Origin of the sequence: Vibrio sp. V33_P6A3T137, from assembly GCF_009904835.1 — a bacterium.
In the GTDB taxonomy this organism is placed as follows: domain Bacteria; phylum Pseudomonadota; class Gammaproteobacteria; order Enterobacterales; family Vibrionaceae; genus Vibrio; species Vibrio metschnikovii.
Window position 1 is genome coordinate 1 of the sequence record NZ_WXWK01000080.1, and the last position, 14,740, is coordinate 14,740.

General features: G+C 45.7%; 12 protein-coding genes. 2 read left to right on the top strand and 10 right to left on the bottom strand.

All coding sequences use genetic code 11. The annotated features are described in order from the left end of the window. Positions 1-90: 90 nt before the first annotated feature. A complete protein-coding gene (gene polA, locus CAG60_RS07555) occupies positions 91-2,886 on the bottom strand; it encodes a DNA polymerase I (protein WP_154169778.1) in 2,796 nt (931 codons plus the stop codon). Positions 2,887-3,639: 753 nt separating this feature from the next. Next, positions 3,640-4,695: a porphobilinogen synthase gene (gene hemB / locus CAG60_RS07560; protein WP_161438652.1), complete on the bottom strand. Its 1,056-nt coding sequence runs from the start codon at positions 4,693-4,695 to the stop codon at positions 3,640-3,642. A gap of 233 nt (positions 4,696-4,928) precedes the next feature. Here hemB and CAG60_RS07565 point away from each other — a divergent pair, with 233 nt between their 5' ends. Beyond that, positions 4,929-5,690, top strand: a complete 762-nt coding sequence (locus CAG60_RS07565) for a TatD family hydrolase (RefSeq protein ID WP_161438653.1) — start codon at positions 4,929-4,931, stop codon at positions 5,688-5,690. A gap of 32 nt (positions 5,691-5,722) precedes the next feature. Here CAG60_RS07565 and tatC read toward each other — a convergent pair whose 3' ends face one another. The 7 genes from tatC to rmuC all read right to left on the bottom strand — a co-directional run bounded on the left by tatC (position 5,723) and on the right by rmuC (position 11,904). Continuing rightward, a complete protein-coding gene (tatC, locus tag CAG60_RS07570) occupies positions 5,723-6,466 on the bottom strand; it encodes a twin-arginine translocase subunit TatC (protein ID WP_154169772.1) in 744 nt (247 codons plus the stop codon). Between the two features lie 136 nt (positions 6,467-6,602). After that, on the bottom strand, positions 6,603-7,004 hold the full coding sequence (gene tatB, locus CAG60_RS07575; protein WP_154169770.1) for a Sec-independent protein translocase protein TatB: 402 nt from the start codon (positions 7,002-7,004) through the stop codon (positions 6,603-6,605). 3 nt (positions 7,005-7,007) lie between these two features. Further along, positions 7,008-7,247 (bottom strand): Sec-independent protein translocase subunit TatA, encoded by a 240-nt coding sequence (gene tatA / locus CAG60_RS07580; protein ID WP_004393899.1) that lies wholly within the window; start codon positions 7,245-7,247, stop codon positions 7,008-7,010. 51 nt (positions 7,248-7,298) lie between these two features. Continuing rightward, positions 7,299-8,930 carry a ubiquinone biosynthesis regulatory protein kinase UbiB gene (gene ubiB / locus CAG60_RS07585; RefSeq protein WP_161438654.1) on the bottom strand — a complete coding sequence of 544 codons (1,632 nt, stop codon included), beginning with the start codon at positions 8,928-8,930 and terminating at the stop codon, positions 7,299-7,301. Continuing rightward, the gene (locus tag CAG60_RS07590) at positions 8,927-9,532 is read right to left on the bottom strand and encodes a ubiquinone biosynthesis accessory factor UbiJ (protein ID WP_161425973.1); all 606 of its coding nucleotides are present in this window, start codon (positions 9,530-9,532) and stop codon (positions 8,927-8,929) included. The genes ubiB and CAG60_RS07590 overlap by 4 nt, the downstream gene beginning before the upstream one ends. A gap of 8 nt (positions 9,533-9,540) precedes the next feature. Then, a complete protein-coding gene (gene ubiE, locus CAG60_RS07595) occupies positions 9,541-10,323 on the bottom strand; it encodes a bifunctional demethylmenaquinone methyltransferase/2-methoxy-6-polyprenyl-1,4-benzoquinol methylase UbiE (RefSeq protein ID WP_161438655.1) in 783 nt (260 codons plus the stop codon). Positions 10,324-10,371: 48 nt separating this feature from the next. Continuing rightward, on the bottom strand, positions 10,372-11,904 hold the full coding sequence (gene rmuC, locus CAG60_RS07600; protein ID WP_154169762.1) for a DNA recombination protein RmuC: 1,533 nt from the start codon (positions 11,902-11,904) through the stop codon (positions 10,372-10,374). 181 nt (positions 11,905-12,085) lie between these two features. Here rmuC and CAG60_RS07605 point away from each other — a divergent pair, with 181 nt between their 5' ends. Next, positions 12,086-12,994, top strand: coding sequence for a DMT family transporter (locus CAG60_RS07605; protein ID WP_161438656.1), 909 nt, complete (start codon positions 12,086-12,088; stop codon positions 12,992-12,994). A gap of 628 nt (positions 12,995-13,622) precedes the next feature. Here CAG60_RS07605 and CAG60_RS07610 read toward each other — a convergent pair. Next, a partial coding sequence (locus CAG60_RS07610) for an IS4 family transposase (protein ID WP_161438657.1) occupies positions 13,623-14,740 on the bottom strand: 1,118 nt, incomplete at its 5' end.

Here is a 14,740-nt window from a genome sequence, read left to right on the forward strand (position 1 = left end):
CTTGAAAATCACTCAATTTTTTTCGATTAAAAAAAAGCCAGCGATAAGACGCTGGCTAGAATAATTGATTGATTTTATGCTAAATCGACGTTAATGGGCTTCATCCCAGTTGTTTCCGTGACCAGCATCAGCCACTAACGGAACGTTAAGTTGGGCAGCAGATTCCATCAATTCTTGTACTTTACTTTCAATTTCGGATAAAGCTGACTCTTGCACTTCAAAAACCAGTTCATCGTGTACTTGCATTAACAGTTTTACGCGTCCTTGCCCCTCTGTCTCGATCCAATTATCCACTAATAGCATCGCTTTTTTAATGATATCAGCGGCAGTACCTTGCATCGGTGCATTGATCGCCGCCCGCTCAGCGGCTTTACGACGCATGCCATTCCGTGATTGAATTTCAGGTAAATGCAAACGACGACCAAAGAGCGTTTCCACATACCCTTGCTCTGCCGCCATACTGCGCGTCTCTTCCATATAACGCAGCACACCCGGATAACGTTCAAAATATTTGTCCATATAATGCTGAGCTTCAGAACGCGGAATACCGAGTTGCTTAGCAAGACCAAAGGCACTCATGCCATAAATCAATCCGAAGTTGACCGCTTTGGCGCGGCGACGCTGCTCACTGGTTACCTGATCAATACTCACGCCAATGATTTCTGCTGCCGTCGCGGTATGGATATCCTTGCCTTGCTGGAAAGCGTCCAGCAACGCAGGATCGCCAGACAAATGAGCCATGATTCGTAATTCAATCTGTGAGTAGTCGACTGCCATGATTTTCCAGCCCGCTGGAGCGATAAAGGCCTGACGAATACGACGTCCTTCTTGATTGCGGATCGGAATATTTTGTAAGTTTGGATCGGTTGAAGACAAACGTCCTGTCGCCGTTACCGCTTGATGATAAGAAGTGTGCACCCGCCCAGTTGTTGGGTTGATCATCTTTGGTAGCTTGTCTGTGTAGGTCGACTTTAATTTAGCCAATCCACGGTATTCAAGGATCACCGCTGGTAACGGATAATCTAACGCCAATTCTTGCAGCACTTCTTCGTTAGTCGATGGAGTACCTGATGGCGTTTTTTTCACCACAGGTAACTTCATCTGCTCAAACAAAATCGTTTGTAATTGCTTTGGTGAGCTTAAATTAAATTCTTGATCAGCCAGCTCATAGGCTTTGCGCTCGAGCTCAACCAAACGCTGGGCAATTTCTTGAGATTGAATCGCCAGTAATTGATCGTCAATCAATACGCCTGTGCGCTCCATACGTGATAACACCGGCACTAATGGCACCTCAATATCACGATAAACAGCGAATAGCGGCGCATCCGCCTCAAGCAAAGCTTGTAAACGATGGTGTAACCTTAGTGTCACATCGGCATCTTCCGCGGCGTATGGCGCAGCCTGTTCAAGATCGATTTGATTGAAGGTCAGTTGATTTTTGCCCTTACCAGCCACTTGCTCAAAAGAAATGCAGCTATGTTGTAAAAAACGTAGCGCTAAGCTATCCATATCCTGCTTACCACCAACGCTGTTATAGACATAAGAAGCCAGCATCGTATCATGAGCAATGCCACGCATCGTTATCCCATAACGCGCCACAACACTGGCGTCGTATTTCAGATTTTGACCAACTTTAGCCAATTGAGGATCTTCTAATAGCGGTTTTAGCTGCGCCAGTACCCAATCACGGTCCAGCTGCTGAGGCGCATCAAGATAGTCATGCCCAACGGGCACATACGCCGCCTCTCCTTCTGCTACGGCAAACGAGAGACCCACCAAATTAGCGACCATATAATCGAGACTGTCTGTTTCCGTATCAAACGCAAACACTTCGGCTTGTTTGAGCTTGGCTAACCATATCGCAAAACTCTGTTCATCAAGGATCGTTTGGTACTGACTGCGATCAATTGTTACCGCTGAGTGCTCACTCATCACCGTGTGCGCTTGGCCAGAGGCCACTTCTCGCTGGGTGATAGGTTCACGAGCTTCAACGACGCCATTACCGCCGTCTAAGAGTTCCGTTAACCAAGATTTAAACGCCATTTTTCCATACAGCGCAATTAAGGCGTCGCAGTCGGGAGTGGTTTTCAATAAAGACTGCGGCGTGTGATCCAATGCAACATCGAGCTTAATCGTGGCTAACTGATAAGATAACCAAGCATTGTCACGATTTTCTTCCAGCTTCTTGGCCATGGTTTTTGAACCACGGAAGCCTAACTCCGCAATTTTATCTAAATTGGCATATAACGCCTCAAGGCCACCAATCCCTTGTAACAAGGCGGTCGCGGTTTTATCACCCACACCGGGAACGCCAGGAATGTTATCGACTTTATCGCCCATCAAAGCGAGATAATCGATGATCAACTCAGGCGGAATACCAAATTTTTCAATCACCCCTTCGCGATCCATGACGACATTGGTCATGGTGTTAATCAAAGTGACATGATCGTTGACTAATTGCGCCATATCTTTATCACCGGTACTGATCAGCACTGGCATTCCCGCTTGCGATGCTTGCGCCGCTAAGGTGCCGATCACATCATCCGCTTCCACACCTTCAATCGAAATCAGCGGTAAACCCATTGCACGAATAATCTGATGCAAAGGTTCAATTTGACATCTTAGGTCATCCGGCATCGGAGGGCGATGAGCTTTATACTGATCGTACATGTCATCACGAAAGGTTTTACCCTTCGCATCGAAAATCACGGCCATGCGCTCTGAAGCAAATTGACGCATCATGGCACGCAACATATTAACGACCCCATACACCGCATTGGTCGGGATCTCACCATTGGTCATGGTGCCTGGATAGGCGTGAAACGCGCGGTATAAATAAGAGGAGCCATCGATCAAAATGAGGGGGTTATCAGGGATACGAGCCATAGTTTTGCTATCCGATCAGAAACAATAAGCGCCTAGGATGCCATGACTGCTGCTTGGTTTCCATGCTGATCAAGCTGACTCGTTGCCTAAGCGTGCCCCGAGATCGGTTCTGCCTCCCCTTCATCTGTGGATAAGTCTGTTCATAGATTTTATCCACACCGCCATCACTCTCTTTTTACCACTGCCAATCAAAATAAAAGTTACTGATATTTAAGGGTTTTAATCCAGATCGACAAAGACAACAATGATCCTTTAACGATCATCCATTGTGGAAAAGATACTTGCTGTCCTTTTGCTCACGCTGAGATCCCGCTCGAAATTAGCTGATTACAATTACAACAGTCTCATCCAATCTTGCTGACGTCATTGAGTAAAATCTACTCATGTGACAGATTGACTTGCCGAACTCATAGCATAAAAAAAGCGACACCCGAAGATGTCGCCTAGCCGTATGCTGGTGAAGCTAATGGTAAAATCAACTCCCCAAAAAGCTAAATATTACACTGGAAGCAATGTGAGCAATGTCGTGTCAAAAAGAATCTGTGTTACCCAATAACCTCTGCTTATCCGCTAGCAATAGATAAAGCTAACATAATCAGCAGGTCTGTTGTTGAACTAGACTTATCCCCTAAGACAAGGTTAATAATAATCGTTCTCATCTTAATGTCAACACTCAAATGAGAAAAAATCTCATTTGTTGATCTACCCCACTTTTATTGTGGGGTAGTTTTTATTGTGAGTGTGAGGTAGCTTTTATTTTGAGGTGGCTTTCTGACGCAAATGCTTCGCCGCTTGAGCGTGATCATCGGCTAACCATTCGGCGACTTGTTTAGCAAAATAGGTCAAAATGCCGTCGGCTCCAGCGCGCTTAAAGCACAATAGTGACTCCATAACGGTTTCACGTTCTTTAAGCCAACCATTTAAGATCGCCGCTTTATGCATCGCATATTCACCAGACACTTGATAAGCAAAAGTGGGCACTTGCAACTCACTTTTCACTCGGCGTACCACATCAAGATAGGGCATACCGGGCTTAACCATCACCATATCCGCGCCTTCGTTAATATCCATCGCGACTTCATGCAATGCTTCATCACTGTTGGCCGGATCCATCTGATAGTTTTTCTTATTGCCCCCTTTGAGATTACTTGCCGATCCGACCGCATCACGAAACGGCCCATAGTAACAAGACGCATATTTCGCCGAATAAGCCATGATCTGAGTATGGATATGCCCCGCCTCTTCAAGCGCTTGGCGAATTTTACCAATTCGTCCATCCATCATGTCTGATGGTGCGACAACATCCGCGCCGGCTTGAGCATGGGACAACGCCTGCTTAATCAATACCTCGGTCGTTGCTTCGTTGAGCACATAGCCACTTTCATCAATGATCCCATCTTGGCCATGCGTGGTAAAAGGGTCTAAAGCCACGTCGGTAATCACGCCCATTTGAGGGACATGCGCTTTCAGTAATTTGACCGCACGCTGCACTAATCCATCCGGATTATAGGCTTCTGCAGCATCGAGACTTTTTGCATCTGGAGTCACGACCGGAAACAGGGCGATGGCTGGAATTCCTAATTGCGCTAAATATTGCGCTTCTTCTAACATCAAATCGATAGATAGACGTTCAACACCGGGCATCGACTCTACCGCTTCACGACGATCTTTACCCATTAAGATAAACATCGGATAGATCAAGTCATTCACCGAGACGCAGTGCTCTGCGACTAAGCGACGACTAAAATCATGTTTGCGTAAACGGCGTAAACGACGGCCAGGGAACTGACCTTGGATTGATACAGACACTCGACTCTCCTTAGTTGTCGAACCGCACAGCAGTGATAGGACCACCCGCGGTCGTGATTGGAACGTGTAGTCGTGAAATCATATCACTCTAATCACTTGGCGCTAGGCTCAATCCAAGAAAAGGCGAAAAATGATCTCCGTGGCCCACTCGCGTATACTGCTTCTTTATCGAATATCATCCCGCTGATGATAGCTCGGAAGCGTCAACAGCCACTAACCATAAAGAGATTACGATGATTGATACCCATGCCCATGTTTACGCCAGTGAATTTGATCACGATCGCGACCAAGTGATAAAACGTGCGATTGAACAAGGTATTGAGCGCATTTTGTTACCCAATATCGATCTCGACTCTATCGCTCCTATGCTCGCTACCGAAGCGGCTTATCCTGATTTATGCCGATCGATGATGGGCCTGCATCCTTGCTATGTAAACGCCGACGTCAAACAAACGCTCGAGCAGATAGAATACTGGTTTACACAACGTGAGTTTATTGCCGTAGGCGAAATCGGCATTGATTTGTACTGGGACAAAACCTATCAAGCCGAACAAGAGATGGCATTGATTACCCAACTGAACTGGGCAAAAAGTCTTAACTTACCGGTCGTCATTCATACTCGTTATTCCATCGATCAAACCTTAGCCCTACTCAAGCAAGAGCAAAATGGTCAATTACGCGGTGTTTTCCATTGTTTTGGCGGAACGATTGAACAAGCCAAAGCGATCAATGATCTTGGCTTTCACTTAGGTTTAGGCGGAGTATCAACGTTTAAAAATGGCGGAATGGATAAAGTAATTCCAGCGCTCGATTTGAACTATCTGGTATTAGAAACCGATTGTCCTTACCTAGCGCCAGTGCCGCATCGCGGTAAACGTAATGAGCCAGCGTACACTCGATTAGTCGCAGAGCGAATTGCAGAGTTACGCGGCCTAAGCACCGAGTACGTCGACCAATTCACCACTAACAATGCCAAAGCCTTATTTAAGTTATAACCAACGACGACCAAGCCATCGCGATATCGCGATTACTCTTGCGCCTCACGCGGCTCTCGCTGGCCGTAAAAGCGCGCAAAAAACAGCCCAACTTCAAATAACAAGCACATAGGTATGGCTAATAGGGTTTGAGAAATAATATCCGGTGGCGTGAGTAGCATGCCAATAACAAAAGCGGCGACCACAATATAGGGCCGCTTTTCACTGAGCGCTTTCGGTGTCGTCGCGCCAGTCCAACACAGCAAAATAATCGCCACGGGAACCTCAAACGCAATACCAAATGCCAAAAAGAGCGACAACACAAAGTCTAAATAGCTAGCGATATCGGTAGCAAATTGTACGCCCCCCAGCGAAATGGCGGTAAAAAAACCAAACACTAAAGGAAACACGACAAAGTAAGCAAAGGCAACACCACAATAAAACAGCAAAGAACTGGAAACCAACAGTGGGAAAATCAACCGGCGCTCATGTTTGTACAAACCAGGGGCAACAAACGCCCAAACTTGATACAAGATATACGGCACCGATAAAAAGATAGCGACAATTAACGTCAGTTTCAGTGGCGTAAAAAATGGCGAAGCGACATCGGTAGCAATCATCGTCGCACCAGCAGGCAAACGCTCAACCAGAGGCCGCGAAACAAACTCGTAAATCGTATTTGAAAAATAAATCAAACCAATAAAAACGACGATCACCGCCGCAATACTGCGTAATAAACGGTCACGTAATTCAAGTAAATGGGCGATGAGCGGCTGGGTTTGTTCAGCGGATGACATAACAACCTCGGTTAATATGGAGTACAAGTAATCAGTATCAGCTGATGACGGTTTCATCACTGAAAGAGACTATCGCTGTAGTGGCGCGATACCACGCCAACTCAATCACCGCCTTTGTACAGCCGAACCGTTCGGCTTACTCTGGCGCTTTGCTGGGTGTTTTTTTTGTCACAGCTAAGTCTGATGTCGGATTTGTTGGTTTCAGCGCAGAAGCCGAGTCTGGCTCGACAATGTTCTCAGCATTAGCACCGTAAGAACGCTGCACATCCTGTGCTGCTTTTTTTAGCGTATCGACGGATTCTTGTAGCTCTGGCGATAGATTTTTCATCCCCATTTGCTCCGCTTTACGTAATTGCTCTTGCAGTTCCTGCACTTTTAGCTCTTGGGCCAACTCTTCTTTGACGCTATTTGCCATCCCTTTGGCAGTAGCAACAAACTTAGCCACACTGCGTATTGCATGAGGTAAACGCTCTGGGCCCAGCACAACCAGTGCAACCACCGAGATCAATACCAGCTCCCAAAAACCGATATCAAACACAGCTTACACCTTCTCTTGGTCTTTTTTGGCTTCCGCCGTACTTTCCGTTTTCTGTTGCTGTAGATTTTTCTGCTCAAAATCGGCATCTTTCTTCGTCGGGTCTTCTTCTTCAGCCATCGCCTTTTTGAAGCCTTTCACCGCACTGCCTAAGTCACTGCCTATGCCACGTAATTTCTTAGTGCCAAATAATAAAACAACGATCACCGCAATAATAAGCAGTTGCCAAATACTGATACCACCCATTTTCTCTACCTCGGGTTATGTGTTAATGATGAATTCTTCAGTGAATCCAAGTTATCGACGATACACTCGCCAGCTTAACCACCAGCTAATTGCACCCGCCATCACCGCTCCCATCGCTAATGAAGGGTAGTCGGTTAATAATAAAGCAGAGCATACGACTAAAGTGGCGCCAACACCAAATAAAAACTGCCCGGTCGATTGCTGCCGCTTCGATGTACAGTAGCCTTGATAAAACTGCTCCATACGCAGATTGAGGTTTTTCCCCTGTTTTAAGCTGTCATAGAGTAGCTCGGGTAATTCTGGGAGTTTCTCCGCCCAAAATGGCGCTTTCTCTTTGACCGCGTTAATCACCGCCTGAGGGCCAACCTGATTACGCATCCATTTTTCTAAAAAGGGTTTTGCGGTTTGCCACAAATCTAATTGCGGATAAAGCTGACGACCCAATCCCTCAACATACAATAACGTTTTTTGCAGTAATACCAGTTGGGGCTGTACTTCCATTTCAAACCGTCTGGCGGTATTAAACAGGTTCAATAACACGTGACCAAACGATATTTCACACAAAGGCTTAGCAAAAATCGGCTCACAAACAATGCGAATCGCGACTTCAAACTCATCGATATTGGTATCGTAGGGCACCCATCCTGAGTCAACATGCAACTGCGCCACTTTACGGTAATCACGATTAAAAAATGCTAAAAAATTCTCTGCCAAATAACGCTTATCTTCAGCATTTAACGTGCCGACAATCCCGCAATCTAAACCAATCCATTGCGGATTTTCTGGATGTTCAGGATTAACAAATACGTTACCCGGATGCATATCTGCATGGAAAAAACTATCGCGAAATACTTGGGTAAAAAACACCGTCACTCCACGCTCGGCCAACAGTTTCATATTGGTGCCGTTGGCTTTTAACCCCGCCAAATCTGACACTTGAATACCATAAATGCGTTCAGAGACCATGACCGTTTTATTACTAAAATCGGTGATGATTTCTGGTACGTACAGTTCTTCGCTGTGTTCAAAATTACGACGCAGTTGGATTGCATTGGCGGCTTCTCGTCGTAGGTCCAGTTCATCGAGTAAGGTTTTTTCATACTCACGTACCACTTCAACCGGTTTTAAACGACGTGCTTCTGGCGTCATTTTGGCAATAATACGCGCTAAGCGGTACATCAGTTTTAGATCCGCATCAATAACGGGGCGAATATCGGGACGGATCACTTTCAAGACAATGTCGCGACCATTAGATTTGAGTTTCGCGGTATGCACTTGGGCAATGGACGCCGAAGCTAAAGGCTCAATATCAAACTCATCAAACCAAGTATCTAATGGCCCGCCGAGCGCTTGCTCCATATGTTGCTGCGCTAAAGCACCATCAAACGGAGCAACTTTGTCTTGCAACATCGCCAATTGATCAGCGATATGCGGTGGGAATAAATCTCGTCGAGTCGACATCATCTGACCAAATTTAATCCACACTGGACCAAGTTCTTGTAACGCAAGGCGCAGCCGTTCACCCAGAGGCTTATCGGAATGTTGATTACGGATCCAAAACAACATTTTACGTGCCAGTAATGGCGCTTTGCTTAATTGGTGTTGTGGGATCAGCTCATCTAAACCATATTCAAGCTGAACTTTGATGATGCGATATAAACGTTTAACTTCTGCAGGAGTCATACTTTTCCCAGTAACTGATGCAATTTGGCTTCTAAACGAGCGGCATGACTTTTTACTTCATCCACTTGATCACAAAAATCAGCGATTTCTAATGGCGGAGGAGCAATACGCCACTCTTCGGTGAGGACTTGGGCGACATAATGTTGCTGTTTGACAAAGTGGCTGGTCACTTGCTGATGCACATCCTTAATGCCTTGCACTACAGTATGAGCGACCACATCGCCAGTAATACGTGATAACCACTCTTCAAGATCGGGCTTACAATCTGTCAATAATTGAGCAAATTTTTGTGCTAGCTGAATATCGCCTTGTAACACTAGTTTGTCTTGTTTAATCAGTTGCGTGATATTGGCCTGCTCACGCAACTCAGGCAAAATAGTCAATGATAACGACAAGTAGCAATCGGGCTGAGCTTCATAAGCACCAAGCACATCAATTTGCTGACTGAATACAAAAGTAAAGGTTTGATCGATCTCTTTAATATGCAACTGTATCACTTGCCCTTTCAAACGAGTAAGTCGACGGTGCAGTTGTGGATCATCCTCAATTAAGGTATTGAGCGTGGTTTCCATCACCGCAGTGATCAAAGATTGAAACGGCATAAGACCCCTTAGAATTTGTAACCACGGTGTAAAGCGACAATACCGCCAGTGAGGTTATAGTAAGTGGTTTGTTCAAAGCCTGCGCTCTCCATCATGCCTTTTAACGTCTCTTGATCGGGATGCATGCGAATCGATTCAGCCAGATAACGATAACTTTCTGCATCATTAGCAATCAACTGGCCCATTTTCGGCAGCAGATGAAACGAGTAGGCATCGTATATTTTGGAGAGTGGTTCAAGGACAGGTTTAGAGAATTCGAGCACGAGTAAACGACCACCCGGTTTTAATACTCGATACATCGAGCGTAGCGCTTGATCTTTATCGGTCACATTACGCAAACAAAAACTGATCGTGATGCAGTCAAAGTAATTATCGGGAAACGGCAATTCTTCGGCATTAGCTTGCACATAATGCACGTTACCGACAATGCCTCGATCGCGCAGCTTATCACGGCCCACATTGAGCATTGAATTATTAATGTCCGCTAAGATCACATGGCCTTTTTCACCGACAATACGCGAAAACTTGGCAGTTAAATCCCCCGTACCACCGCCGAGATCAAGAATTTTCTGTCCAGGACGCGCACCCGCACAATCAATCGTAAAACGCTTCCATAAGCGATGAATACCACCAGACATCATGTCATTCATGATGTCGTATTTGGCAGCGACAGAATGAAATACTTGCGCCACTTTGGTGACTTTTTCGTCTTTGGCGACGGTAGTAAAACCGAAATGGGTGGTTTCTTGATTGTCTACTGTTGTATTGGTTTGCACGCTGATATCCGTCATTGTTATTCCTCTTGGGCAGTCTTACACCTAAACTGCAACTGCGGACGATTAGTTTACTTTATCCTCAGTGGGATGTCTTTCTAGTAAAGGCGCAAAATCAGGATCCGATTCACGCTGCGCTTGTTCAACCAACTCACTCGCTATCGAACGTTTAATCTCCACCCCAAGCTGCTTAAAACTTTCCGCCTGACGTATCGCATTACCACGCCCTGTGGCCAGTTTATTCATCGCCGATTGATAGCTCTGATTAGCGCGATCCAGTGCACCGCCTAAACCTTGCATATCTTCTACGAACAAACGCAGCTTATCGTACAATTTACTGGCTCGTTCTGCGATCTCTTGCGCATTTTGATTTTGACGTTCATAACGCCAGAGGTTATCAATGGTACGTAGCGCGACTAATAAAGTGGTTGGGCTGACTAAAATAATATTTTGCTCAAGGGCATCTTTGACTAGGCTTGGATCCGCTTGAATCGCCACCTGAAAGGCCGGCTCGACCGGAATAAACATCAGCACATAATCTAAACTGTGTAGCCCTTTCAACTGGTGATAATCTTTTTGACTCAAGCCTTTCAGGTGATTACGCAGCGCCGATAAATGGTCGTGCAGAGCACGATCGCGTTCACTATCGGTCTCGGCATTAAAGTAGCGCTCGTAAGCCACCAGTGCCATTTTTGAATCAATCACCACTTGCTTATTGTGTGGTAAATGGACGATCACATCGGGTTGATAACGTTTCCCAGCGGAATTTTGTAGGCTGACTTGGGTGTGATATTCATGCCCTTCGCGCAAACCTGATTCTGCCAATACCCGAGCAAGCACCACTTCGCCCCAATTGCCCTGCTGCTTATTATCCCCTTTTAAGGCTTGGGTGAGATTGAGCGCTTCTTTGGCCATTTGCTCATTCAATTGCTGCAAGTTACGCAGCTCATGTACTAAGGTATGCCGCTCTTTCGCTTCTTGGTTAAAACTGTCATTGACCTGTTTTTTAAACCCTTCGAGCTGCTCTTTCAGTGGATTAAGCAGCCCAGCTAAACTCTGTTGGTTTTGCGCATCAACTTTTGCAGTTTTGTGTTCAAATACCTGATTAGCAAGTTGCTCAAATTGCTGCTTTAAACGCTCTTCAGCTCGCTCAAGCAATTGCAGCTTATCTTGACTGGCCGCGAGTTGCTGCTCATGTCGGGCTTGCTGCTCATGGAGTTGCACTTCCAATTGAGTTTTGAGATCGCGCATCTGGTTCAATTGCTCAGCATAAGCCAAACGCTCTTGTTTGATCGCTTCAAAATGGCGTAATTTTTCCATCACCGCCATCATCTTGCCATGCGCTTGTTTTAACTCAAATTCCGCTTTATCACGCTGCTGATCAAGCTCATCTAACTCTTGCTGAGCTTGCTGTAACGACTGCTCTAGCTGCGTTTTTTGTTGTTGATGCCAACGGGCTTCGCTCGCTAATTGCTGCTCTAGTAGTTGCAGTGAGAACTGCATTTTCTGTTTTACCCACCAGCCAGTGGTAATCGCGGCAACGCCAGCGGCAGAGAGCGCCGCCAGCCAAGTCGTCGCATGTTCCATGAACCATTGCATATCAAGCACTTCATCAATTATCACTTTAATTAAAAATGGTATGGTGATACTGGATAAATGTCCAGTTTACTGACTGGTTTTTCCACCGTAGATTAGCACTTTGCACAAAGTAACCACACAATGACGTGTCACAGTGCGGGCTGCCAATCAAGGTCGCTAACCATTAGCAAGGAGTAGAAGCATGAATGAGCGCCGAGCGCTTGGACTGGCGTTATCCGCCGTGTTACTTTGGTCAACGGTCGCGACCGCGTTCAAACTCACCTTAGCCGAGCTGACCCCAATTCAAATGCTGACCATGGCGAGCATCGTCTCGGCCTGTACCTTAGCAATCATTTGTGGCCTACAAGGTAAACTGGCACAGCTTGTCCCGACCTTTATCGCCAATCCGTTTTACTATTGCTTGCTCGGTTTGATTAATCCGCTCGCCTATTATTTATTGCTCTTTAAAGCCTACGCTTTACTGCCCGCCTCTCAAGCACAAGCGATTAACTACAGTTGGGCAATTACACTCACCTTAATGGCGGCGCTATTTCTAGGCCAAACGATCCGCAAGCAAGATTGGCTCGCCTGCGCAGCAAGTTATTTTGGCGTATTGGTGATTGCCACTCAAGGCAACTTACTGGAATTACAATTTGAAAGCCCACTTGGCGTCACTCTGGCTTTATGCTCAACGTTATTATGGGCAGGATATTGGATTTTAAATACCAAGAACCAAGCGGATCCGGTGGTTGGCCTACTGCTCGGCTTTCTGGTTGCTATTCCCTGCGCGATGGGTTTAAGCCTTTATGAGGGAGCCTCATGGCTAACTATTTCGTGGCAAGGCTGGCTGGCGGTGAGCTATGTTGGCTTATTTGAGATGGGAATTACCTTTGTGCTCTGGCTGAGCGCTTTGAAAAGTACTCAAAATACCGCGCGGATCAGTAATCTTATTTTTGCCTCGCCATTTATCTCTTTGATTTTATTGGCGACCATTATCGGTGAGCGCATTCATCCCACCACCATTATCGGTTTAGTGTTTATTATTAGCGGATTAGTGATTCAGCAAATGAAATTCTCAGCCCACACTAAGCCAAGAAAAGCACGGCCATAAAACCCACCAGCGCAGCGGGTCAGGTACTTGTGCAGTGACAATAAAGTTTGCCTGTAAGACTCAAATGAGACAATAAAGTTTGCCCGTAACAATTCACACAGTGTGTTTCGAATAAGGTTCTATGTTACGGCTAGTAACTTGGGTTGAAAGGTATGAAGAAGACCACTTCCCATTTTAAGTTAGCTAATCATCAGCTGGCTCAGCTTTGCCCCATTATTGGTTAGAGCTGGCACTTCCTCTCACCTCATTGACTCGTCATTTGGCAAAATTTTGTTTATGTATGAATGTGTCTACAGAATCGAGGCGACATCAGTATGAAATCGGTTCATTATCTAATGTAGTTAAGGTATTTTTGATGTTTTGCGGTTCGAACGATAATACCCGTAAATTTAATGATGGTGTTGGTATGACAATAGGTAAGAAAATCGAGCAGCTTCGTACTGGTGATTTGGTTCTACATTGCGTTCAGGTCGAAGTGTTTCAAAAAATGGATAATGGGCTCAAAATGTTAGGCCACGGAACTATTAAGGTTAACGATGTTGGGACAATTTATATGGAGTTCATTTGCACCTCCAGTGCGAATGTACCACGTGGGTGTTCATTTGGTGCTATGCTCTGAGGGATCCCCTCATAATTTCCCCAAAGCGCAACCGTACCTGAATAGATTTTGAGCAAGTATGGTTGCAGCTACGAGCAAGTCTTTCCTCGTTATTGCGTAGCCAGAATGCCGCAGAACTTCCATACCTAAGCGCACTGTTGAGAGTACATTTCGATTACTGACAGTGTTCGCTTGAAAGTGTTTATCCCAACCTTGTTTCTGTGCATGTACGCCAACAAGCCAAAATGTCAGTTGAAGCATTAGGGCGATTAGTAGCATGATATCAAAGCGCTCTGGGTTGCTAGTTCGGCTATGGCGGAGTCCTAGACCGTATGCTGGGCTTTTCAAGTCTCGGAAGGTTTCTTCTATCTGCATACGCTTTGAGTAGATCCTAACGAGTTGCTTGGGTGTTCGGATTTCAACGGGCAAGTTAGTCGCTAAAACCCATGGTTCTTTTGTCGAAGCGGAGTAGATTTTAGGTGATGGATGATGACAATTAGTCCGTGTCGAACGCTGATTTTTTCGGCCTTTAGGACGTGATTTATACAGTGCAATTTGACATGAAATTGGGTTGCTCTTAGTCAACCTCTTATAGCCTAAAGTCTTTGAGCGACTTGAGGATATGCTATGTAAGTTGCTGATAGGTTGCCAGTTTTCCGCACCTAAATCTGCATATTGCACTTTCCCTCTGACTCGACTTAACCAGTACCAACCTAGCTTTTCAACGGATTTATACCATGGCACTTTAAAGCCTGCATCAGTAACAATGAGCGGTGTCGTATCACTCGGCAGAATGCTTGCTAGGTCGGCTAAGAATTGGTCATGATCTTTCTTTGAACATTGCTCTGAAAGCGGAAACGCTTTCTCATAAAGAGTAACAGAACGACCGTGTAGTGCGACTGAAGCTCGCAATACCATAAGCCGTTTTTGCTCACGAATATCAGACCAGTCCACAAGAACAATGGGCATCGAATTGCCCGAACAGATAAAGCTCGCATGCCAACGGTATACAGCGAGTCGCTCTTTGTGTAAGTGACGATTACCTAATAATCGGTCGATTCGTTTGATGTTATGTTTTGTTCTCGCTTTGGTTGGCAGGTTACGACCAAGCTCGGTAAGAGTGAGCGTTTTACTCTCAAGTAATGCGC

Coding starts and splice junctions, on each gene's coding strand:
- polA (WP_154169778.1), bottom strand. CDS start 2,886: ATGGCTCGTATCCCTGATAACCCCCTCATTTTGATCGATGGCTCCTCT.
- CAG60_RS07565 (WP_161438653.1), top strand. CDS start 4,929: ATGATTGATACCCATGCCCATGTTTACGCCAGTGAATTTGATCACGAT.
- tatC (WP_154169772.1), bottom strand. CDS start 6,466: ATGTCATCCGCTGAACAAACCCAGCCGCTCATCGCCCATTTACTTGAA.
- tatA (WP_004393899.1), bottom strand. CDS start 7,247: ATGGGTGGTATCAGTATTTGGCAACTGCTTATTATTGCGGTGATCGTT.
- ubiB (WP_161438654.1), bottom strand. CDS start 8,930: ATGACTCCTGCAGAAGTTAAACGTTTATATCGCATCATCAAAGTTCAG.
- CAG60_RS07590 (WP_161425973.1), bottom strand. CDS start 9,532: ATGCCGTTTCAATCTTTGATCACTGCGGTGATGGAAACCACGCTCAAT.
- ubiE (WP_161438655.1), bottom strand. CDS start 10,323: ATGACGGATATCAGCGTGCAAACCAATACAACAGTAGACAATCAAGAA.
- rmuC (WP_154169762.1), bottom strand. CDS start 11,904: ATGCAATGGTTCATGGAACATGCGACGACTTGGCTGGCGGCGCTCTCT.
- CAG60_RS07605 (WP_161438656.1), top strand. CDS start 12,086: ATGAATGAGCGCCGAGCGCTTGGACTGGCGTTATCCGCCGTGTTACTT.